The following is a 21521-nucleotide window of genomic DNA, read 5'->3' as shown; positions in this document are numbered from 1 at the left end:
TCCGAGCTCGTCACGGGGCCCCGTGCCGGTCGAGCTCGACGGGGGCACCGACAGCGGCGGGTGCCGCCACGGACACGTGGGCGACGCGGTCTGCGAGCCAGTCGGAGAGTCCATGGAGGGTGTTGGAGGTGATGCCGTGACCACTCGGGTCCCGTCGGGCGACGGTCGGTGCGCCGGACTCGTCGAGGAGGTAGTCCCAGGTCCGGTCGAGCAGCTCGCGCGGGATGACCTGGTCCGCGTCGCCCTGCGCGACGAACACGGGCAGGTTGCTCAACCGACCGGGCTCCAGACGGATGCCGGCATCGAAGGGAAGGGTGCCGTAGAGGATCGCGGCGCCGGCGTAGCGGGACGGGTCCGACAGGACCAGCCCCCCAGCCAAGGCGGCACCTCCGCTGAAGCCGACGAGGAACACCGGTCTCCCCTCCGGCGCCACCTCATCGAGCCAGCCCCGGAACCAATCCATTGTGGCTGCAATGGAATTCGCCACCGGACGACCGATCCCCCGGTTGGCGAACCACGCGAAGCCACCCCCCTCGGCGATCGGCGCCCGCACCGCGGCATACGCCAGAGCGGGTGGGAGGTGCGGCGCGAGGGAGAGGATCTCCCGCTCGGTGGACCCCCGTCCGTGCAGGAGCACCACGAGCGGTGCCGTCGGGTCGGCGTTCCCGTATGTCGCGACGACGGGAGCGGTGAAGCCGGAACGCTCGCTCGTGGTGGTCTGTTCGGTGCTCACTGCTGCTCCCACTTCCTTCACGTGCGTCGGTCAGGCCGGGACGATGCCGAAGCCACCGGTCCAGGCGATCTTCTCGCTGGCAGCCAGAGTGATCTGGAGGAAGCCGATGGCCTCGAGCTCACGGGCCCGCGAGAGCTGGCCGGCATCGATCGCCTTCAGGCCGCCCGACGTGATGACGCCTGCCAGGGTCGACTTGGCATCGGCATCGTCGCCCGCGATGAGCACGGTGGTGGGAAGTTCGCCGACAGTCCCACTCGCCAAGGTGGCGGCGAAGGTGGTGTTGAACGCCTTCAGCACCTGCGACGAGGGCAGCGCAGCCGCGATCTCGGCGGTCGCCGAGCCGTCCGCAGGCACGGTGAGCGAGTCGAAGGTCTCGAAGTTGAGGGGGTTGGTGATGTCGACGACGATCTTGCCCGCGAGGCTCTCACCGCGCTGGGCGATGACTGCGCTGACTGCCGGGTACGGAACCGCGAGGACGACGATCTCCCCCGTGACGCTCGTTGCCGAATCCGACTGGCCGAGAAGCTGGACCGTGTGGCCGCCCCGTCCTGCCACGGCCGCGATGGCCTGGCCCATGGTGCCGGTGCCGATGATGCTGAGGTGTGCCATGAGAAAGCTCCTTGGTCGAGGTGATTAGTTGATGCTTCAAGCAACAACGTACTCCGGGTTAGTTGTTCCTACAAGTAACCGGTTATCGTGGTTCACATGGACCCCCGCTGGTTGGACGACGCCGAACGAGCCGCATGGCTGCGCCTCATCGCCGTCGTCGAGCTCTTGCCCGGCGCGTTGGAGCTCCAGCTCCGGCGGGACGCCCACCTCACCCACTACGAGTACTTCGTGCTCGCGATGCTCTCCGAGGCCCCCGAGCGCACCCTGCGCATGACGGCGTTGGCCCAGCGCACCAACGCCACCCTCCCCCGCCTCTCCCACGTCGCCAAGCGGCTCGAGGCCCGCGGACTCCTCGAGCGGTTCCCCTGCCCGCAGGACCGTCGAGCCACCAATGCCCGGCTCACCGCCGTCGGGTGGGAGCAGGTCGTCGCGGCCGCGCCCGGACACGTCGACGCAGTACGCCGCCACGTCTTCGACGCCCTCGAACCCGCTCAGGTGGAACAGCTCAGCCAGGCCTGTGCGGCGCTGCTGTCCAAGCTCGACCCGGACGGCAGCCTGGCCAGCCTGTACGAGGCGCAGCCCGCGTCGACCCCAGACCGCTGACCCGAGCTGGCGCCTTTCCTGTCCGTGGCCCTCCCTAGCCTTGGCACCATGGCAACGACTCCCCTCCACACCGTCATGGTCCCCGGCCTGCTGTGTTCGGCCCGGCTGTACGAGCAGCTCCTGCCCACCGCGTGGTCGCACGGCGCGGTCACCGTCGCCGACAACCGCCGGGACAGCACGGTGGCTGCGATGGCCGAGCGGCTCCTCGCCGCAGCACCTGAGCGATTCGTGCTCGTGGGCCTCAGCATGGGCGGGTACGTCGCGCTCGAGGTCATGCGCCGCGCCCCGGAGCGGGTGGCGGGCCTGGCGCTGATCAGCACCTCCGCTCGCCCGGACTCCCCCGAGCAGCTTTCTGGCCGCCGCGACCAGGAGCAGGCGGTCCTCGCAGGACGGTTCAGCGATCTGGTCGAGGCCGTCTTCCCCGTCCTGGTCGATCCCGGCAACCTCGCGCGAGCCGACCTGGCGGACTTCTGGAGGACCATGGCGCACGAGGTCGGCCCCGAGGCCTTCGTCGGCCAGCTTGCCCTCGCGTCAGGGCGGCCGGACTCGCGTCCCGACCTCGGCTCCATCGGCTGCCCCACCGCCGTGGTCCACGGCTTTGGCGACCGGCTCATCACCGCGGAGAACGCGGTCGAGCTGGCCGCCGGCATCCCCGGCGCGCAGCTCACCCTCGTCGAAGGGGCCGGCCACATGCTCGCTCAGGAGCAGCCAGAGGCCCTCGCCGCCGCCGTGGCCGAGCTCTTCCTGGAGGTGACGTCCAAGACCCCGCTCATGCGCTGAGCATGCGCTGAGCCGGGGCGCGACCCGGCGTCACGGTCCGGCGATGTACACCTTCCGCAGGGGCGCGTGCACGGCCCACGTCGTCCGGTCCCCTGCACGCAGGTGGACCGTGACGCCGGGGCCGAGCTCGATGACCTCCCCGTCGTCGAAGGTGAGCGTGGCCGAGCCACTCAGCACGACGAACACCTCGTCGACCTCGACGTCCGTGACCGTGCCGGCCGTCAGCTCCCACACCCCGACCTCGGCGCCGACGACGCTGGCGAGGGTGCGCGTCCCCGCCCGCGGGTCGCCGTGCACCACGGTCGCCGGCGGCACGGGGTCGAGGGCGATCGGGGCGGTGGTGTCGAGGAGCCGGGTCATGGACACCATCCTGCCCGCCACCTCGGACCGTCGGCCGCAGGGCAGACGGCCGCAGGGCAGACGGCACAATGACGGCCATGACCAACGTCCCAGCCACGAACGAGGCGCGCAGCCTGCTCCTCGCCCAGGCGGACCGCACCCTCACCGGTCGCATCGAGGACCCTGCCGTGCTCGCCGCAGTCGTCAGCATCGAGCGGCTCGTCGTCGCCACCGGCTCGACCGTGCCCGACCTCCTGCGTGCGGCTGTCGAGGGCCGGCTGGAAGGCAGCGGGCCCGGTTCGCACGTGGCCGACCTCGCCGCTCAGGCGCACAGGCACGTGGCGGCAGGACTGGCGCGCCGGTCATCCGGTCAGTCCATCGATGCGGCGGTGGTCAACCCCGAGGCGGGGGCCTACCCCGTGACCACCGACGCGACACTGGTGCGTGCGGCCGTGCGTGCCGCGCAGCGCTCCATCGACGCCATGCCCTACTACGGCCTGCGTTACGGCGAGCGCGGGGCACGGTTCGCCAGCTCGGACTCCGCCTGGCTGATCTCCCTCGCACCACTCGGGACCGAGCGGGCGATCCAGCAGGTGACCTGGCTGTCCCGGGTGCTCGCCGGACGCGGCATGCCGTCGTGGCTGATGGAGCTGCACCTCACCGAGCTCGTGGCCGAGGTCCGGGCGGCGACCCACGACGATGCCGTCGGGTCGCTGCCTGCGGCAGCGGAGGCGCTCACCCTCGCGCGGCGGCAGCACGTCGACGACGACCTCATCTCCCTTGCCGACACATGGGCAGGGCACCTCGCCGGTGACGGACTTCCCGTGCCTCGCACCGGTGCACTGGTGGCCGCGGCGACGGCCGACGTCCTCCTCGGCGTCACTGACGACGACCATGCGCTGATGGACTGGCTCACGGACCCGGACCGGGTCGGCGCGAAGGTGTCAGCCGCAATCCACCAGGTGCGCGACCGGGTACGCCTCCACGCCGGCTGACACAACTGAGCATCTTCTCAGGCGGGCGGTGGCATCATCGCCGGTCAGGAGGTCGTGATGCTGAAGTTCTTCATCGTCGGAACGCTGGCCGTACTTGCCGGAGTCGTCGCGCTCGCTGCGTCCCTCGGCGGCTGGGCGTGGTGGGTCGTCCTCGCGTTCGTGGTCGCCCTGCTGGCGCTGGGTGCTTGGGACGGGATCCAGCGAAAGCACTCCATCCTGCGCAACTACCCGGTCCTCGGGCACATCCGATTCCTCATGGAGGACATCCGGCCCGAGCTGCAGCAGTACTTCATCGAACGCAACTATGACGGGCGCCCCTACGACCGCGACACCCGCTCGTTGATCTACGAGCGGGCCAAGAACACCGCGGGTGAACAGGCGTTCGGCACCGAACGCGACGTCTACGAGCCCGGGTACGAGTACCTGGTGCACTCCACGGCTCCGTTGGACCCGCCCGATGAGGTGCCGCGCGTCCTGGTCGGGGGACCCGACTGCCGCAAGCCATATCCGATGGCCTTGCTGAACGTCTCGGCCATGAGCTTCGGCGCGCTGTCTGCCAACGCCATCCGCGCACTCAACAAGGGCGCGGCCCTCGGCGGTTTCGCGCACGACACGGGTGAGGGTGGCCTGTCCCCCTACCACCAGGAGCATCACGGAGACCTTGTCTGGGAGATCGGCTCCGGCTACTTCTCGACGCGGACCAAGGACGGCCACTTCGACCGACGCGAGTTCGCGGACAAGGCGAGCAGCGACCAGGTCAAGATGGTCTCCCTCAAGCTGAGCCAGGGCGCCAAGCCCGGCATCGGCGGGGTGCTGCCGGCGGCCAAGGTGAGCGAGGAGATCGCTCGCATCCGAGAGGTACCCCAGGGCGTCAAGTGCGTCAGCCCGTCGGCGCACTCGGTCTTTCGCACGCCCGTCGAGCTCATCGAGTTCATCGCCGAGATGCGCGAGCTCTCGGGTGGCAAACCCGCCGGCTTCAAGCTGTGCGTGGGCTCTCGGGTCGACGTCCTGGCCCTGTGCAAGGCGATGATCGAGGTGGGCACCACCCCGGACTTCATCATCGTCGACGGTGCGGAGGGCGGAACCGCCGCGGCGCCGTTGGAGTACGAGGACCACATGGGTATGCCGCTCACCGAAGGCCTGATGCTCGTGCACAACGCGCTCGTCGGCGCGGGCCTGCGGGACACGGTCCGGATCGGCGCAAGCGGCAAGGTGGCCGCCGCCAACGACATCGTCAAGCGACTGATCCAGGGCGCGGACTACACCAACGCCGCGCGGGCCATGATGATGGCCGTCGGCTGCATCCAGGCGCAGATGTGCCACACGGACAAGTGCCCGGTCGGTGTCGCCACGCAGGACGCCCGACGCGCACGGGCGGTCGACGTGCAGGACAAGAGCCAGCGGGTGATGCACTACCAGCAGGGCACCGTCGAAGAGGCGGTGAAGATGATGGCCTCGATGGGGGCCCACCACCCGCGTGACCTGTCCCCCACCCAGCTGCGCAAGGTCATTAGCCCGTGGGAGACGCGCTCGTACGCCGAGCTGTTTGAGTGGCTCGCCCCGGGGCAACTCATCGGTGAACCCCCGCAGACGTGGGCCGCCGACTGGGCGGCCGCCGACGCATCCACCTTCCGGCACTCACTGCCGACCTCGAGGAGCTGACCGCCATGAGCACCGTCGCCGAACTCATCGTCGAGTCCCTGGCCAACCACGGCGTGGCCTCCGTATGGGGCGTGGTCGGTGACGCGCTTAACCCCGTCACCGACGCGATCCGCCGCGAGGACCGCGTCGAGTGGATCGGCGTTCGCCACGAAGAGGTCGCGGCCTTCGCAGCCTCGGCGCAGGCCCAGCTCACGGGTGACCTCGCCGTGTGCATGGGGACGGTTGGTCCGGGCTCGATCCACCTGCTCAACGGTCTCTACGACGCCAAGAAGTCGCACGCGCCCGTGCTGGCCATCTGTGGTCAGGTGCCGTTGGGTGACGTCGGCACGGAGTTCTTCCAGGAGGTCGACAACAACCGGCTCTTCAGTGACGTCGCCGTGTTCGCCGAGACGGTGACGAGCGCCGAGCAGATGCCCCAGCTCCTCGAGCGGGCCGTCAATGCGGCTCTCGGCGGGCGGGGGGTCGCGGTGCTCACCCTCCCCGGTGATGTCGGCGGCCTCGACGTCCCGAAGGGGACGCTGCCACCCGGGTTCGCGGAGGCCGCCCGCCCTGCGGCGGCGTCGTCGACAGCCATCCAGGATGCTGCCGACGCCATCGCCGCCGAGGCCAAGGTCACCCTGCTCGTTGGGTGCGGGGCGCGCGGTGCGCGCGACGAGGTGCTCTCGCTGGCCGAGACCCTTGCTGCGCCGATCGTGTTGACGCTCAAGGCCAAGGAGGGGCTGGAGCACGACAACCCTTACGCCGTAGGGCAGACGGGCCTGATCGGCAATCCTGCTGCCACGGACGCCATGGACGACGCAGACGTCCTCGTGCTCGTGGGCACGGACTTTCCCTATCGTGACTGGATCCCGAACGGGAAGACGGTGATCCAGCTCGACTCCCGGCCGGAGCACATCGGGCGACGCACCACGGTGACCCATTCTCTGGTCGGGGACGCGCGGGCAACCCTGCGAACCTTGTTGCCGCTGTTGACGACCCACCCGGAGACCAGCCACCTGCACAAGGCCCAGAAGCGCTACGAGGAGTGGATGAAGGAGCAGCGACAGCTGGCCGAACCGCGCCACGACGAGACCCTGCTGGGCCGGCTGCGCGGCAAGCTCGACAACCCCGACGAGCTGATCCGTCCCGAGGCCGTGGCGGTGGCCGTGGACGCCCACGCCGGACCCGATGCCATCTTCACCTGCGACACCGGCATGTCCACAGTGTGGCTGGCACGGCTCGTACCGATGAGCGACGAGCGTCGCCTGATCGGTTCGTTCAACCTGGGCTCGATGGCAAACGCCATGCCCATGGCGCTCGGCGCGCAGGCCCTCGACCGAGACCGTCAGGTCATCGCCTTCTGCGGTGACGGCGGCCTCATGATGCTTCTGGGCGACCTGCGCACCGCCGTCTCGTACAACCTGCCGGTCACGTTCGTCGTCTTCGACAACGGTCGCCTGGGCATGGTCAAGCTCGAGCAGGAGCAGGGCGGCCTCCCCGAGTTCGGGACGGTGCTGGACAACCCCGACCTGGCCGCCGTCGGCGCCGCCATGGGGTTGACCACTCGGCGCGTGACGGATCCTGCCGATCTCGACGAGGCGGTTTCGTCGGCGCTGGCAGCTCGGGTGCCGTACCTGCTCGACGTCGTCACGAACCCCGACGAGATCTCTGTCCCCGGCAAGACCAAACCCTCGCAGGCCTGGGGCTTCGCCATCGCCAAGGCAAAAGAACACATCGTCAGCGCGTGAGCGCTCCGAAAGGCACGATCATGCAGCTGACGTCCGAGCAGCTCCTCGATGACGGCGTCCTCGAACGCGAGCTCGACCTGGACGGCGTCCCGGGCATCCTGTGGACCCCTGCGTCCGCCACGCCATCCGCGCCAGCTCCGTTGATCCTCTTGGGTCACCCGGGTGGACTGCCCACGATGTATCCCCGTCTGCAGGCTCGCGCACGGCACTCCGCAGAGCTGGGGTTCGCCGCAGTGACCATCGAGCTGCCCGGCAGCGGGGACCGGCCGCGCATCGCGGTCGTCGAGCAGGCCCGCGCTGACCTGCGTCAGGCGATCCAAGCCGGCGAGCAGCCGGGCGAGGACGTCATCGAGCGGTTGATCCTCCCGCTGGTCGAGCAGGCCGTTCCGGAGTGGCGGGCTCTCCTCGACGCTGTTCTCGCGCTGCCCGAGGTGGGTGGCCCGGTGGGGGTCTCCGGAGGGGTGATCGCCGTGGGCGTCCGGTTGGCCTTGGTCGAGCCACGCGTCGTGGCGGCCGGTCTCTTCGCGGGCAGCGTCGTCCCCCGCAGCATCATCGACGAAGCGCGCGAGGTCACCGTGCCGCTGCACGTCCTGCTGCAGTGGGACGACCGCGGCAACGACAGGGAGCTGGCCTTGGACCTGTTCGATGCCTTTGGCTCCAGGGAGAAGACGCTCCAGGCCAACATGGGCGGACACACGGGCGTCCCGTCACACGCTGCGGAGGACGCCGGCCGCTTCTTCCTGCGCCACCTGGGCCGGCCTCTCCCTGACGTCGATGGAGGTCGAGTCGGCTAGATGCCTCGTCCGGGCGAGAGGATGCCCAGGGGGTCGAACGCCGTCTTGACGAGCCGGTGCGCGGCCAACGTGGGGGCGTCGAGCTGCTTGGGCAGGGCGTGCCGCTTGAGCGAACCGATCCCGTGCTCGCCGGTGAGGGTCCCACCCAGCGCGAGCGCTGCGTCGCTGACCTCGTCGAGGATCCGCTCCCCCCGGTCGCGGGCGTCGGCGTCCAACGGGTCGACGATGACCGAGGGATGCAGGTTCCCGTCCCCCGCGTGCGCGAAGGTCGGTATGGCGACCCCGTGCGCCATACCGATCTGCTCGATGGCCGCGAACATGTCGGCGAGGCGCGAGATGGGGACGGCGATGTCGGAGGACACCCGCAGCCCTTCGGCTGACAGAGCCCGACCGGTCACCCGGCGAGCCTCGAGCAGCACGTCGCCGTCGGCCTGGTCGACGCTGAGCGCGTTCTGGGCGCGGCAGATCTCAGCCACCGCAACGACATCCGAGCGTGCGCCCGGACCGATGAACTGACCCACGAGCACTGCTGCGGCGCCGTCGACCACGACGCCCGTGGGCTGAAGTCGTTCGACGGCCTCGACGCTGAGCCGGTCCATGAGCTCCATGACGTCGGGCGGACTCGTACGACGCATGATCGCCGTGACGGCCTCCCCGGCGTCGACGAGCGAGGGGAAGGCCGCACGGAAGGTGATCGTGTCGCCCGTGGGCCGCGGCAGCAGGCGGACCGTCGCGGCGGTGACGACACCCAGCGTGCCCTCCGAGCCGACGAACAACCGGGTGAGGTCGTACCCCACGACGTCCTTGCGGGTCTGCCCACCGGTCCTGATGACCTCACCCGTCGCGAGGACCACCTCGAGCCCCGCGATGCTGTCGGCGGTCACGCCGAACTTCACGCACCGCAGACCACCGGCGTTGGTGGCGATGTTGCCCCCGATGGTCGACTCCTGGTAGCTGGCCGGGTCCGGCGCATACATCAGGCCGTGGGCCGCGGCGGCGCGGTCGATCTCCGCGGTGATGACGCCGGCCTGGACGTGGGCGAGCCGGTTCGCGGGGTCGACGGCAACGATGGCATCCATCTGCGCCAGGGAGATGACCAGGCCGCCGGGATAGGCGACGGCGCCACCGGTCAGGCCGGTGCCGCTGCCGCGCACCGACACCGGGACGCGGTGGTCGCTCGCCCAGCGCAGCGCGACGGCGACGTCGTCCGTCGAGGTCGCCGTGACGACAGCCGACGGCGACCCGAGCAGGACGGCGCGGGACGCGTCGGTCGAGAACGCCTCCATGGCGGTGCCTTCGGTCAGCACCCGCCCGGGAAGCAGCTCGGCGAGCTCGTCGATCGCGGTGGTGTCACTCACTGCAGGCTCTCCCCCGTCAGAGCGACCATGACCGGAGCCACAACGCGGTCTCGAGCTCGCGCAAGCGGTTCGAGGTCTCCTCCGGAACCGGGACGTCGGTGTCGGTGACGACGTAGCCGTACTCCCCCCGGGTCGACAGGGACTGGCCGGTGATGTTGGCGCCGGTCTCTGCGAAGACCTGGTTGATCGAGGCCAGCACGCCGGGGACGTTGTGGTGCAGGTACCCGAGGCGGTGGACGCCGTCGCCCGATGGCGCCGCGACCTCGGGGAGGTTGACCGACAGCGAGGTGGAGCCGGCCTCGACGAAGCCGAGGAGCTTGGTCGACACGAACCCGGCGATCTCCTCCTGCGCCTCCTGGGTCGAACCGCCCACGTGGGGAGTGAGGATGACGTTGTCCAGGCCGCGCAGCGGCGAGTCGAACGGGTCGCCCTGTGCCTTCGGCTCGGCGGGGAACACGTCGATGGCCGCACCGGACAGGTGACCGGACAGGATGTGGTCGCGCAGGGCCAGGTCGTCGACGACCATCCCTCGAGAGGCGTTGATGAGCACCGCACCCGGCTTCATCTGGGCCAGCTGCTCCGCGCCGAACAACCCGGCGTTGCCCGGTCGACCATCCACGTGCAGGCTCACGACGTCGGACTGGCCGAGGAGCTCCTCGAGGGTGTCGACCCGGCGGGCGTTGCCGTGGGCGAGGCGGTCCGCGGTGTCGTAGAAGATCACCCGAAGGCCCACCGCCTCGGCGACGTTGGACAGCTGGGTCCCGATGTTTCCGTAGCCGATGATGCCCAGCGTGCGGCCACGGATCTCGCGGCTTCCCTTCGCCGACTTGTCCCAGATCCCGTCGTGCATCCGCTGGGTCTTCTCGGGCAGGCGGCGCGCCAGCGCGATGAGCTCACCCAGGACCAGCTCGACGACGCTGCGGGTGTTGGAGAACGGGGCGTTGAAGACCCCGACACCGAGGGTGGACGCTGCCACCAGGTCCACCTGGTTGGTCCCGATGCAGAAGCAGCCCACGGCCAGCAGGTCGGGTGCCGACTCCAGCACGCGGCGGGTCACCTTGGTGTTGGACCGTATGCCGAGCAGCGACACCCCCTGCAGCGCTTCGACGAGCTCGGCCTCGCTCATGGAAGCCGCTCGGTGATCCACCTCGTAGCCACTCCTGCGGAACGCCTCGGCAGCACGCGAGTGCACGTTCTCCAGCAGCAAAACCTTCACAAAATGTCCTTTGGGTCGGGCCGTTGTCGCGTCGTCGGTTCATGCTCCCATCCCGGACGACGCAGCGAACGAGCAGCCCGCATGGCGGAGCGGCGCGCGATTCCGACAGTGTGAGATAGGTCACAACCTGCGCCCAGGGCTGCGCAGACCGTCCCCATGCGCGCGACCATGGCGTGCCGAGGGTCACCGAACGACTCCTCCGCCGCCTCCCGGACGCCGAGTTCCGTCCACCGGGAAGGTGCCCCCCACCCTTGAGGACGGAAACGGGGGACCCACTTCCGGACAGCACGCACCACCGCTGCCCTTGGGGTGAAGTCGCACGAAAGTGCGACCGGGCACCATCCAGCCCGAACCCGACAGCTGACCTCGCAGGCGTTGGAGGCACAGCCATGTCCAAAAACCCCCTGCTGCACCGCCATGTCGTCCGAGCACTGATCATCGCCCTGACCGTGCTCACCGCGGCGTTCGTCGCCCCGGCCAACCAGGCCCAAGCGTCTCCCTACGGGGTCAGCGCCAGGGTCGGCGCCGTCGCCGTCACCTACACCGCCAAGGAGAGGGGCAGGCCGTACCGCATGGGCGGCACCACCCCCGCCCGCGGATTCGACTGCTCCGGCCTGGTGACGTACGTGTACAAGACCCGGCTGCACCGCAACATCCCGCGCACTGCCGACGCCCAGTACCGCGCCACCCTGCGGATCTCGAAGAAGTCGATGCGTCCCGGCGACCTCGTGTTCTTCCTGTCCGGCGGCCGGGCCTACCACGTCGGTGTGTATGCCGGCCACAACAAGATGTGGCACGCAGCCAGGCCCGGAACCCGGGTCAAGCTCGTCACCATCTGGACCACCCAGTGGGTCGGCGGCCGCGTCCGCTGACCGTCAGCTCGGCGCCGCCCTTGTTCTGCCGACAAGGTCGGCGCCGGGCTGAAGTGATGGTGGTAGCTGCTCCACGGGTCGCTTCGGCATAGGGCGCGGCCATCTGGAGCGTGAGGGCGTCCGCCCACCGCGGTCCGATGATCTGGGGCCCCACCGGTCGCTCTCGCAGACTTCAGACGTCCTGCCTGTGTCGGCGTCAGGATGCAGCGGGGTCCTTGGTGGACCCACCCTCGCGGCCCGCGTTCTGACCATCGTTGTGGAAGCTGACGTCGACGGTTTCGAAGCCCTTGACTCGCTGGGCCTTGGCGGCGTCGGTGTAGCTGCGGCGATCGCCGTGGGTCAGGTTCACGTCGTCGGTGAAGGGGGTGAGCAGCGCACGCGGCCACAGCCGCTTGGCCAGCACCACGTTGAGCTCGACGGACAGCGCGATGGCCACCGCGGTCGCATACAGCCACGCCACGAGGCCGAGCACGAGGCCGAAGACCCCGTTGAGCGCGGTGGCGTTCTTCAGGACGTTGCCGACGAGCAGGGCGCCGAAGACCTGCAGGACCTGCCAGGCCACGGCCGCGCTCAGAGCGCCTGGGACTGATTGCCGCCAGCCGACCTGCCGGACCGTCGCGATCCGGAAGGCCAGCAGGAACACGCCGGCGTTGACCGAGATCGACACGAGCATCAGCAGCGCCTTCACCCCCCAGCCCAGGGAGGTGGCGCCGAAGGACTCAGCGGCCGTACCCAGTGCGGACAGGATCGTCGTGGCGATCACCGCGACTCCCGCGGTCGCCAGGAGCAGGACGCTGCGCACGCGGGCCAGGATGGGGTTGGGCCGCCGGTTGCGCGGCACCGCCCAGGCGACGTTCATCAGGTTCTGCACGGCTTGCGCGACCCCCAGCACGCCGTAGAGCGAACCCAGCAGGCCGACCACGACTCCCACCCCACTGCCACGCAGTCCGGTGCTGCGCAGCTGGGCCCCGATGACGGGGAACTGGCTGACCGTCGAGGACAGGATGTCCAGCTGCAGGCGCGGGTTGCCTTGCAGGACGAAGCCGAGCAGGGAGGAAAACCGCCCAACGCCTGCGCCGTTGGAAGTGGTCGACTCGGTCAACGACCCTCACAGCCGGCTCCCGGTCGCCCTCGTGCACGGTCTGCGCTCACCGTGGTGTCGTCGCTGCGGGGCGGGCACGGTCAACCACCGACCTCGGTCGCTTGACGTGCCGCTGGGTCGCCGCCAGCTCGGCGCCGGTCCCGTTCTGCCAACAGCTCGTTGACGATCACCTGGACCGAACCCGCGATCGGGATGGCGGCCAGTGACCCCAGGATGCCCGCGACCTCCGTGCACAGGATGATCGCCACCAGGACAGCCAGCGCAGAGAGCTTGAGGGCGCGGCCGTAGATGAGTGGGCGCAGGGTGTGGCCCTCCACCAGGTGGTAGACGAGCAGGACGACGAAGACGATGGCGGCGGCGAGCGGGCTCTCCGTCAGGGCGACGAGACTGAGCAGCACGGTCACGACCGCCGGCCCGATGTAGGGGATCAGCTCGACGATCACCGTGAACAGCCCGAGCGGGAGCGCGTACGGGACCCCGACGACCAGCAGGGTCACGGTCGCCACGACCCCTGCGAGGAAGCTCGCCAGCAGGTTGCCCGTGACGAACCCCCGCACGGACCTGTACACCCCGGCGCCGATGCGCTCCGCGGGAAGCCGGTGGCGCTCGGGGATCAGGTCGGAGACGCGCCGACGCCACTCGGGACCCTCCAGGAGCATGAAAAGCGTCAGGAAGGCGATGATGACCGTGCCGGTCAAGGTGGTGGCCACGCCCTTGGCGATGCCGAAGGCGGGCGTGGCCGCCCCGCTCAACGCCCCGGTGGGGGGCTTCCTCGTCGCATCACGAATGCTTTCGACGACGTGGTACCTGCGCTCGAGGAACCCCAGTGGCCCATGACCCTTGATGAGGTCGTCCACCATGGCCGGGAGGGCGGTGGCGAGGTGGGAGACCTGTGTCGCAAGCGGTGGGACGAACACCAGGCCCAGCAGCCCGAAGGCGACCACCGCCAGGCCCGAGACGATGCCGACCGCCGTCCCGCGGCCCAGTCCACGACGCTGGAAGAACTCCACGCCCGGGTTGATGGCGATGGCCAGGAACAGGGCGATCGCGATGAGCGTCAGCCCCTTCTGTGCCTGCACGACGAACTCGAGCACGGCCAGGACGCCCAGCACGATCCCCAGCCCGATGAGGACGGTGCGAAGACGAAGCGTCACCACCCTGACGTTGTTGTTCGTGGCTGGTGCTTCGGGCGTGCCAGACGACATACGCAGAGTCCTCTCAGCTGCACCTGCGCTGGCAGGGTAGAACCGACGGTAGTGCTCTTCCCCGCGATCGGCAGCGCTCAGTCGCGGGCGGCCGACCAGGCGGCATACGCCTGCACTGCCGTCGGAAGCGTCATGAAGATGCGTTCCTCGCCGACCTTGGCCAGGAACCCGGCCCGTTCGAGGTCCTCACGCAGCTCCTGCTTGACCCGGGCCAGGGCAAAGACGATGCCACGCCGTTCGACCTCCTGTCGCAGCGACTCCAGCGTGTCCGCGGCGGTGATGTCGAGGGTGACGTTCGCCTCGGTGTTGAGCAGGAACCAGCGTGCGGGCGTGGGCGCGCCGTCGATCGCTGCCAGGGCACGCGTCGCGAAGTCCTGGGCGTTGGCGAAGAAGAGTGGTGAGTCGTAGCGGTAGACCACGAGTCCCGGCACCGTGCTGGCCGACGGGTAGTCGTCGACGTCGTGCATCCCGGCCACCCCCGGCACATATCCCAGGACTGCGTCGTGCGGCCGCGTCACGCGATGGATCAGGTCCAGCACGGACAGGGCCACCGCCACGAGGACTCCGGGCAGGACACCCACCACGAGGACGGCAACAGCGGTTCCGATGACCAGCGCCCCCTCTGTTCGGCGAAACGAGGCAATGCGCCGGAACTCCGACACGTCGATCAGTCGGATCGCCGCGTACACCACCAGGGCCCCGAGGGCTGCGGAGGGAAAGGTGGCCAGGACCGGGTTGAAGAACACGACCGCGAGGACGACCGTGGCCAGCGCCACCAGCGAGCTGACCTGGGTGCGGCCACCGAGGGCATCGACGATCGCGGTCCGGCTGCCGCTGCTGCTCACCGGGAACCCCTGTGCGGCACTCGCGCCGAGGTTGACGGCGCCGAGGGCGAGCAGCTCCTGGTTGGGGTCGAGACCGGTCGAGTTCTTCGCCGCGAACGCCCGACCCGTCAGCACGTTGTCGGTGAAGGCGACGATGGCGATTCCCAGGGCAGCGGGAAGGAGGCCGCGCAGGTCCTGCATCCCCACGTTCGGGAACCGGATCGTGGGGATGTCGCGAGGCACCGCACCCACGACACGGATGCCCTCGGCGCGCAGGTCGAACACGGCGACGGCCGCCGCCGCGAGCACCATGCCCACCAACGGGACCGGGGCCCTTGGATACAGGCGGTTCGCGACCAGAAGGAAGGCGAGCACCACCACGGCGAGCACTGCCGTGGGAGCGTGCACGTGATCGAGCCCTCTCAGGACCGACCCCACCTCGGCCACGGCGTTGTCGCCGGACACCGTGAGCCCGGTCATCTTGCCGAGCTGGCTGACCACCATGAGCACGGCCACCCCAGCCATGTAGCCGACGAGCACCGGCCTCGAGAGCAGCTCGGCGAGGAACCCCAGGCGCGCTACCCATGCCAGTAGGCAGATGACGCCGACGAGCCCGGCGAGCGCCGCGGCGAGTGCGGCATACCGCGCAGGCTGCCCCTGCGCCAGGCCCCCGAGCGCCACCGCCGTCATGAGGGCCGTGGTCGACTCCGGCCCCACCGAGAGCTGGGGCGACGAACCGAGCACGGCGTAGATCACCATCGACGCCGCCGCGGCCCAGATCCCCGCCACGGGCGGCAGGCCGGCCAGGACGGCATACGCCATCACCTGCGGCACGAGGTATGCCGCGACGCCGACGCCTGCAAGCGCGTCACTGCGCAACCACGCGCGGTCGTAGGTCCGCAGCGCCTTCACGCCGGGCGGAGTCCACCCCGCGCGAGCAACCATGCGTGCCTCCTGGGCTCAGCAGACCGAGCGCCTCCGCGGCCCCAATATCCGCCAGGCGGGCTGGCCCGCACAGGGCCGAACGTCCTCGCAGCCTCACCCGACGCCGGAGCGCATCACCACAGCCGCATGCTGCCCATGGTCGGGCCGGAAGACGCTGTGGTCGCGCCAGCCGCCCGAGTGCTGGAGGACCACTGCGACGCAGGCGAGACCGAGGACTCCGGAGGCCAGCACCGCCAGCCCCCGGCGCCCGGTGCCGGGTGTCCGGGGTGTCGAGCTCCGCGTCAGCTGCCAGGCGGGGATGATCCTGCCCAGCACGTGCAGCCCGGTGGCCGCGGCCCAGACCACGAACGCTCCCTGGTGCAGGGTGACCCAGTCCACGCGCTGGCCCAGGATCGTGACGATGGTCCTCCTGCTGCCGACTTCGCCGATCACCACGAGCGTCACCCCGCTTCCCAGCAGCGTCATGGTCGTCAGGACGACGAGGGGGCCGAGCACCCTGAGCACCATCGGGGGCGGACCAGCTGAGCGGTAGGGCCCGTTGCCGGTGTAGTACCTGACGACCCGCCACCCGGTGGTCGCCGTCTTGAGCAGGGCAGGCGGGACCAGCAGCACGCCCACGGACAGGTGCCACCCGATCAGCCCGCGGACGTCCAGCAACGTCACCAGCTCGGCGACGAAGAGCACCAGCAGGAACAGACCCGTCCACGCAGTGAGGCGGGCGTTGCCCGACGGACCGCCCATGCTGGGGATGACGGGGTCCGCCCGATGCTCCCGCCCGAGGGCGGTCGCCACCGCCTGCCGCGCCATGGCGTCGAGTGAGGCTCCGGGCCGGAACACCACGCCAGTCAACCAGCCGGGCGCACGCGGCGCATGAATACCAGCGAACACGCCGGGATCGCCAGCCTGCGTGGGCCTGCAGCCAGGCCGGGACATTGGTCCTGAGCCACCTTCAGGTGTCAACGGGGGCGGGGGCGTTGAGCGTGCGGCCCCAGTCGGGGGCGACACATCTCCGCACCCCCGCCGGCCACCAGCGAACCGGTGACGCTGGCCAGTCTAGGAGTCGCGGGCCACCCCCGCGACTCGAGGAACCAGGTCAGAACGTCACCCCCCAAGGGTCGGGATCCCTTGCGGCTCATGTCATTTGAGTCTCTGGGCAGCCGTTGGGCAGGTGCTGGAGCAGGATGTTGTCGGCCACGCTCAAGACGTCACCACACGGTCCACTTCCCAAGCCCTTCCGTTTCGCCGCTGCCAGGACGAACATGGGGGGCGAAGACGCATGATCCCTCGACGCCTGGAGGCTGCGTGGCCGACGACGACGCAGCACGGGAGAGGCCGGACTCTTTCGACACCTCAGCAGTCGAACCCCACGGGGGCATTCAGCTGGCCCTGTTGAACCGCGCGGGGTACATCGTCAGTGTCAACCAGGCGTGGATGGACTTCGCTCGGGCCAACGGCGGCACGATGGACGCGTGCGGACCAGGTGCCTCCTACCTGGAGGTGTGTGACGCATGCACCGACGAAGCATCTCGCCTCGTCGGGGACGCCATCCGCGCGGCGGTCATTGGTCAGACGTTCGAGCCGATCGGCGTGGTCGTTCCCTGCGCCACCCCGCGAGCAGACCTTTGGTACACGATCTACGTGTGCTCGCGGGTCCTCGACGACATGACGTGCATCGGCGCGTCCGTGGCGGTGGTGCCGCTGCGGGAGTCGTCTGAACCACCTGTCCAGCAGCTGCCGAGCCCAGCGCGTTCCATCCTCGATGGTGTCTCGGTTGCCCTCAACGCCGATGTCGCGTGCCTGTTCGTCGAGGACACCGTCGAGCCGTTCACGCGGGTCATCTCCACCTCACCCGCCTATGAGCCGGTTCTGACCGCGTCGTGGACGACCATCACCGATGAGCTGGCTCGCCACGACGACAGGGCGCGCTTGCTGGATCTGAGCGCCGACGGTGGGAACAAGTCCGCTTCCGCGATGCTGGCCACCGTCCACCCTGACGGCCGAGCGCGGATGTCACTCCTGGTGGTCCGGCATCCTGCGCACCCAAGGTTCCACCACCGGGATCTCGTCTTCCTCAGTCGTCTGGCGTCCTATGTCAGTAGCCAGCTCGAGCTGCTGGAGCAACGTCAGGTGATCGCGACCATCCTTGATGTCCGGGCCCGCGAGGAGATTGCGAAGGAGCTGCAGGCCACGACGTTGCGGTCCCTGATGAGCGCCTTGGCCTCGATGGAGTCGATTGTGGGGATGACCCAGTCGAACTTCGCCGAACGGCAGATCCTGAAGAGCATCCACGAGCTCGAGGCGGCCCTCGCCGGGATCAGGACCAGCATCCTGGCGGGCCTCCCCCTGCCGGACGTCAGACGCGATCTGTCTCCGCGGTGAGGTCGTCGGGTGGCTACGGTCACCCTCGTCCGGTGCTCTCCACGTCCCGGTTCAGCGACGGTCGCGCCGGTCTTCGCGACGATCTTCGCGGCGGTCACGTCGGCGGTTCACTCCGTGAGCCACCACGACGGCACCTCCCACGGCGGCCGCCGTCCTCCTCCTGCGCCTGGCTGCGAGTGGCATGTCAGTCTCCTTCCTCTTCGTCGGACTCCATGGCGGCGACGACCGCCTGGATCGGGATGCGCCCACTGGCCACCAGCTGTCCCCCGGCGTGCCTCACGGCTGCGCCGAACGGTGCGGCCCACAGGTTCTCCCACACCAGCACGGCAGCAGAGCTGCCGGGCTCGATCGTCTCCACCAGATCAGCGACGTCCTGCTCACTGAGCAGCATCGCCAGCTCGCTCTCGTACGCGCGGAGCTCACCGATCTCGCTCTCCTCCAGGTCAGCGGCCTCGAACGCCTCGAAGCTGCCGTCCTCGTCCTTCTTGAAGAACAGCAGGTCCAGGACCCGGATGAGCTCGCGATCCACGTAGTCCTTGAGAATCGGGGCGATCTCGCCATTGAGCTTGCTGCCCTCGAACTCCACGACGATCCAGTCCACCGGACCGAGCTCATCGACGTTGACAGTCATGTCATCTTCTCCTTGGTGTGTGCGGAAGGGTGGAACTGCGAGTCGAAGTACGCGTCGCGAGCGGGAGCCGCGGCGTCTGCATCGGCCCATCCCGACCTCTTCGGGCGAACGACTGCATTGCCCACAACGCTAGGAGCCGACCGTCTCCTGGGCCTCATCCGCATGGGATGAGCTGGCGCCTGCGTTCAGCGCACCCTCCCTGGTGGATCCAAGGACGCCGGGGGAGTTTCGACGCGTCGCTACCCGACGTTCACCCGATCCAGATGATGCGGCTCGAACGCGTTCGGGGTGCACTCAGATCTGCTGCCCACTGCGCCCGTCCGCACGACTCAGCTCAGGTGAGGAGGCCGGCATCCTCGGCCGGGCGTTGACCAGACCCAGCCCACCGCGCGAGCGATGCTCGAGCGATCGCACCCCTCACCCACCCATAGGTCCCGGACGTCAGGAGAGAAGCCCATGAGCACACGACAGCCAGCCTTGGAGACACAGGGCGCGCGCGCGGCAAGGCTTTCTGCCCCACCGACGGTGACCCGACTGAGCCCACAGGAGCGGAGGGCGCGGGGCAAGGCCGCGCGCAGCGAGACCTCACGGAGCAGCCACGGAAAGTGGCGGCCGGCCGCCGACCGGCCGGACCCCGTTGCCCTGCTGGAGGAACAGGCGACGAGTCGGGTGCCGGAGCTGGTGCCGGTGCGTTACGGCCGGATGCTGGTGTCCCCGTTCACCTTCTACCGAGGCGCGGCGTTGATCATGGCGTCCGACCTGGCTTCCACCCCGCGCTCGGGTCTGAAGGCCCAGATCTGCGGTGATGCCCACCTGTCGAACTTCGGCATGTTCGCCTCCCCCGAGCGGCAGATGATGTTCGACATCAACGACTTCGACGAAACCCTGCCCGGTCCATGGGAGTGGGACGTCAAGCGGCTCGCGGCAAGCTTCGAGATCGCCGGCCGTGACCGCGGGTTCACACCCGCTTACCGGCGCGCAGCCGTGATGGCCGGCGTCTCCGAGTACCGGAGCCGGATGCACCAGTTCGCCGCCGCCAACAACCTCGACGTCTGGTACGCCCACATCGCGATCGAGCGGATCTTCGAAGAGCTGAAGACCATCGCGACCAAGAAGCAGCGGGCGAAGGCCGAGGCAAACGTGGCGAAGGCCCGCACCCGCGACAGCATGCAGGCGTTCGCCAAGCTCACGCACCTCGTCGACGGTCAGCCCAGAATCATCTCGGACCCCCCGCTGATCGTCCCCATCGAGGAGCTGCTCCCACCCGGTTCGGATCGCGACGACACCGAGGAAGGGCTTCGTGCCCTGATCAAGTCCTACCGGCGCACCTTGGAGACCGATCGCCGGGCGCTGCTCGAGACCTACACGTACGCGCACTTCGCTCGCAAGGTGGTCGGGGTGGGCAGCGTCGGCACTCGGGCCTGGATCGCGCTGATGCTGGGTCGGGACGACCAGGACCCGCTGTTCCTCCAGGCCAAGGAGGCCGAGGCATCGGTGCTTGAACGGTTCGTCGGCAAGAGCAGGTACACCAACCACGGGCAGCGCGTCGTCGCCGGGCAACGCCTGATGCAGGCAGCCAGCGACATCTTCCTGGGCTGGCAGCGGGTCACCGGTCTCGACGGCAAACAGCGCGACTTCTACCTGCGCCAGCTGCGCGACTGGAAGGGCTCCGCCGACATCGACACCATGCCCGCCGGCCTGATGGCCACCTACGCCCGGATCTGCGGCGCCGCACTCGCCCGTGCCCACGCCCGCTCCGGGGACCGCATCGCCATAGCCGCCTACCTTGGCAACAGCGACACCTTCGATCGTGCCATCGCCGACTTCTCCACCGCCTACGCCGACCAGAACGAGCGCGACCACCAAGCACTGGCCGACGCCGTCGCGTCAGGCCGGCTCGAGGCGCAGACCGGGCTGTGAGCGCTGGCTGCCGCCACCTGCGCAGATGGCGGCTTCAGGCGCCTGCAGATGGCGGCTTCAGGCGCCTGCAGATGGCTGCTTCAGGCGCGGATGCGCTCCCACACGACGATGGTGTTGCGGTCCTGGCTGTACACGTGGGCCATGCGGTAGCCGTTCGCATCACGCTTGTTCGCGATCTTCGCGAAGTGATGCATGTTGACCGAGCCCTCGTTCACCTCGATCTCGTAGACCGGACCGCCGGCCTTTCCGCCACTGAAGCCACCGATGCCGAGCACCATTGCCCCTCCTCATCCTTCGCTGGATGTCGCCCCTGGTCCGACATCGGGTTGCGACCCCGAACCCCGAGAACCAGTCGAGCCTTCCCCAGCGTGTCAGCGCTGGGCGCGTAGTGCAATGGCCGACGTCACGAGGTAGTCATCCCGGCCGGCGGACCCGTGGGGTTCTGCTGCCAGGGCCAGCGGCCAGTGATCTCCAGCTCGAGGGAGAAGCTGAGAAAGGTGCGGATCAGCACGATGAGCCCTAGGACCAGGACGCTGGACAGCGTCGGGGTCACCGCGACGGTGCGGATGATGTCGGCCGCCACGAGCAGCTCGAGACCGAGCAGGATCGTGCGTCCCATCTGCTGGCGGAACTGTCGGTAGGTGCCCGGCATCTGTCGGCGGGCACTCCGGCCAGCTCGCACGACGGCGACTACCGCGCCGATGACCAGAACGACCACCCCGGCGGTGTCCATGCCCTTGCCGGCCAGCTCTACGGCCTCGGTGAAGTCCACGTCGTTCCCTCTCGCTCAGCGGTGCCTCTACTGCAGCCCCTCCGGACCTTAGAGG

Annotated in this window: 21 protein-coding genes and 1 riboswitch; of the genes, 9 read left to right on the top strand and 12 right to left on the bottom strand. The window is 69.3% G+C overall.

Features of this window, described 5'->3' with window-relative positions; all coding sequences use genetic code 11:
• Positions 1-10: 10 nt before the first annotated feature.
• On the bottom strand, positions 11-733 hold the full coding sequence (locus ABEG17_RS16690) for an alpha/beta hydrolase (protein WP_406830601.1): 723 nt from the start codon (positions 731-733) through the stop codon (positions 11-13).
• A gap of 30 nt (positions 734-763) precedes the next feature.
• Entirely contained in the window at positions 764-1342 is a 579-nt protein-coding gene (locus ABEG17_RS16685; RefSeq protein ID WP_406830600.1) for an NADPH-dependent F420 reductase, read from the bottom strand.
• Between the two features lie 96 nt (positions 1343-1438).
• Between ABEG17_RS16685 and ABEG17_RS16680 the strand changes: the two genes are divergently transcribed.
• Entirely contained in the window at positions 1439-1945 is a 507-nt protein-coding gene (locus tag ABEG17_RS16680) for a MarR family winged helix-turn-helix transcriptional regulator (RefSeq protein ID WP_406830599.1), read from the top strand.
• Between the two features lie 48 nt (positions 1946-1993).
• Positions 1994-2725: an alpha/beta fold hydrolase gene (locus ABEG17_RS16675; RefSeq protein WP_406830598.1), complete on the top strand. Its 732-nt coding sequence runs from the start codon at positions 1994-1996 to the stop codon at positions 2723-2725.
• A gap of 30 nt (positions 2726-2755) precedes the next feature.
• Here ABEG17_RS16675 and ABEG17_RS16670 read toward each other — a convergent pair whose 3' ends face one another.
• Positions 2756-3085 (bottom strand): cupin domain-containing protein, encoded by a 330-nt coding sequence (locus ABEG17_RS16670; protein ID WP_406830597.1) that lies wholly within the window; start codon positions 3083-3085, stop codon positions 2756-2758.
• 77 nt (positions 3086-3162) lie between these two features.
• On the opposite strand from ABEG17_RS16670, the gene ABEG17_RS16665 reads away from it, so the two are divergent.
• From ABEG17_RS16665 to ABEG17_RS16650, 4 genes are read left to right on the top strand one after another with little or no spacing between them, the layout of a single operon-like run.
• Entirely contained in the window at positions 3163-4059 is an 897-nt protein-coding gene (locus ABEG17_RS16665) for a hypothetical protein (protein WP_406830596.1), read from the top strand.
• Between the two features lie 57 nt (positions 4060-4116).
• Positions 4117-5721 carry an FMN-binding glutamate synthase family protein gene (locus tag ABEG17_RS16660; protein ID WP_406830595.1) on the top strand — a complete coding sequence of 535 codons (1605 nt, stop codon included), beginning with the start codon at positions 4117-4119 and terminating at the stop codon, positions 5719-5721.
• A 5-nt stretch (positions 5722-5726) separates the two neighbouring features.
• Entirely contained in the window at positions 5727-7448 is a 1722-nt protein-coding gene (locus ABEG17_RS16655; protein WP_406830594.1) for a thiamine pyrophosphate-dependent enzyme, read from the top strand.
• Complete coding sequence (locus ABEG17_RS16650) at positions 7445-8242, top strand: alpha/beta hydrolase (protein ID WP_406830593.1); 798 nt, start codon at positions 7445-7447, stop codon at positions 8240-8242. The genes ABEG17_RS16655 and ABEG17_RS16650 overlap by 4 nt, the downstream gene beginning before the upstream one ends.
• Here ABEG17_RS16650 and ABEG17_RS16645 read toward each other — a convergent pair.
• Both ABEG17_RS16645 and serA read right to left on the bottom strand, forming a co-directional pair.
• Positions 8239-9600 (bottom strand): FAD-binding oxidoreductase, encoded by a 1362-nt coding sequence (locus ABEG17_RS16645; RefSeq protein ID WP_406830592.1) that lies wholly within the window; start codon positions 9598-9600, stop codon positions 8239-8241. The genes ABEG17_RS16650 and ABEG17_RS16645 overlap by 4 nt on opposite strands.
• Before the next feature lie 16 nt (positions 9601-9616).
• Positions 9617-10816: a phosphoglycerate dehydrogenase gene (gene serA, locus ABEG17_RS16640; protein WP_406830591.1), complete on the bottom strand. Its 1200-nt coding sequence runs from the start codon at positions 10814-10816 to the stop codon at positions 9617-9619.
• A gap of 214 nt (positions 10817-11030) precedes the next feature.
• A riboswitch (cyclic di-AMP (ydaO/yuaA leader) is annotated at positions 11031-11197 on the top strand.
• 8 nt (positions 11198-11205) lie between these two features.
• Here serA and ABEG17_RS16635 point away from each other — a divergent pair.
• Positions 11206-11688 carry a C40 family peptidase gene (locus ABEG17_RS16635; protein WP_406830590.1) on the top strand — a complete coding sequence of 161 codons (483 nt, stop codon included), beginning with the start codon at positions 11206-11208 and terminating at the stop codon, positions 11686-11688.
• A 196-nt stretch (positions 11689-11884) separates the two neighbouring features.
• Here ABEG17_RS16635 and ABEG17_RS16630 read toward each other — a convergent pair whose 3' ends face one another.
• From ABEG17_RS16630 to ABEG17_RS16615, 4 genes are all read right to left on the bottom strand, one after another.
• On the bottom strand, positions 11885-12790 hold the full coding sequence (locus ABEG17_RS16630; RefSeq protein ID WP_406830589.1) for a YihY/virulence factor BrkB family protein: 906 nt from the start codon (positions 12788-12790) through the stop codon (positions 11885-11887).
• Between the two features lie 80 nt (positions 12791-12870).
• The gene (locus tag ABEG17_RS16625; RefSeq protein ID WP_406830588.1) at positions 12871-13944 is read right to left on the bottom strand and encodes an AI-2E family transporter; all 1074 of its coding nucleotides are present in this window, start codon (positions 13942-13944) and stop codon (positions 12871-12873) included.
• Positions 13945-14072: 128 nt separating this feature from the next.
• Entirely contained in the window at positions 14073-15764 is a 1692-nt protein-coding gene (sulP, locus tag ABEG17_RS16620) for a sulfate permease (RefSeq protein WP_406830587.1), read from the bottom strand.
• A 93-nt stretch (positions 15765-15857) separates the two neighbouring features.
• Entirely contained in the window at positions 15858-16571 is a 714-nt protein-coding gene (locus ABEG17_RS16615; RefSeq protein WP_406830586.1) for a hypothetical protein, read from the bottom strand.
• Positions 16572-17066: 495 nt separating this feature from the next.
• Between ABEG17_RS16615 and ABEG17_RS16610 the strand changes: the two genes are divergently transcribed.
• Positions 17067-18143: a hypothetical protein gene (locus ABEG17_RS16610; protein WP_406830585.1), complete on the top strand. Its 1077-nt coding sequence runs from the start codon at positions 17067-17069 to the stop codon at positions 18141-18143.
• 184 nt (positions 18144-18327) lie between these two features.
• Here ABEG17_RS16610 and ABEG17_RS16605 read toward each other — a convergent pair whose 3' ends face one another.
• Complete coding sequence (locus ABEG17_RS16605; RefSeq protein WP_406830584.1) at positions 18328-18774, bottom strand: DUF6325 family protein; 447 nt, start codon at positions 18772-18774, stop codon at positions 18328-18330.
• A 525-nt stretch (positions 18775-19299) separates the two neighbouring features.
• Here ABEG17_RS16605 and ABEG17_RS16600 point away from each other — a divergent pair.
• On the top strand, positions 19300-20694 hold the full coding sequence (locus ABEG17_RS16600) for a DUF2252 domain-containing protein (RefSeq protein WP_406830583.1): 1395 nt from the start codon (positions 19300-19302) through the stop codon (positions 20692-20694).
• Positions 20695-20774: 80 nt separating this feature from the next.
• On the opposite strand, the gene ABEG17_RS16595 is transcribed toward ABEG17_RS16600, so the two are convergent.
• Both ABEG17_RS16595 and ABEG17_RS16590 read right to left on the bottom strand, forming a co-directional pair.
• Entirely contained in the window at positions 20775-20972 is a 198-nt protein-coding gene (locus ABEG17_RS16595; protein ID WP_406830582.1) for a hypothetical protein, read from the bottom strand.
• Between the two features lie 125 nt (positions 20973-21097).
• Entirely contained in the window at positions 21098-21466 is a 369-nt protein-coding gene (locus ABEG17_RS16590) for a DUF1622 domain-containing protein (protein WP_406830581.1), read from the bottom strand.
• Positions 21467-21521: the final 55 nt, after the last annotated feature.

Origin of the sequence: Pedococcus sp. KACC 23699, assembly GCF_045348425.1 — a bacterium.
Classification (GTDB): Bacteria; Actinomycetota; Actinomycetes; order Actinomycetales; family Dermatophilaceae; genus Pedococcus.
This window is presented reverse-complemented; position numbering and strand designations above follow the sequence as displayed.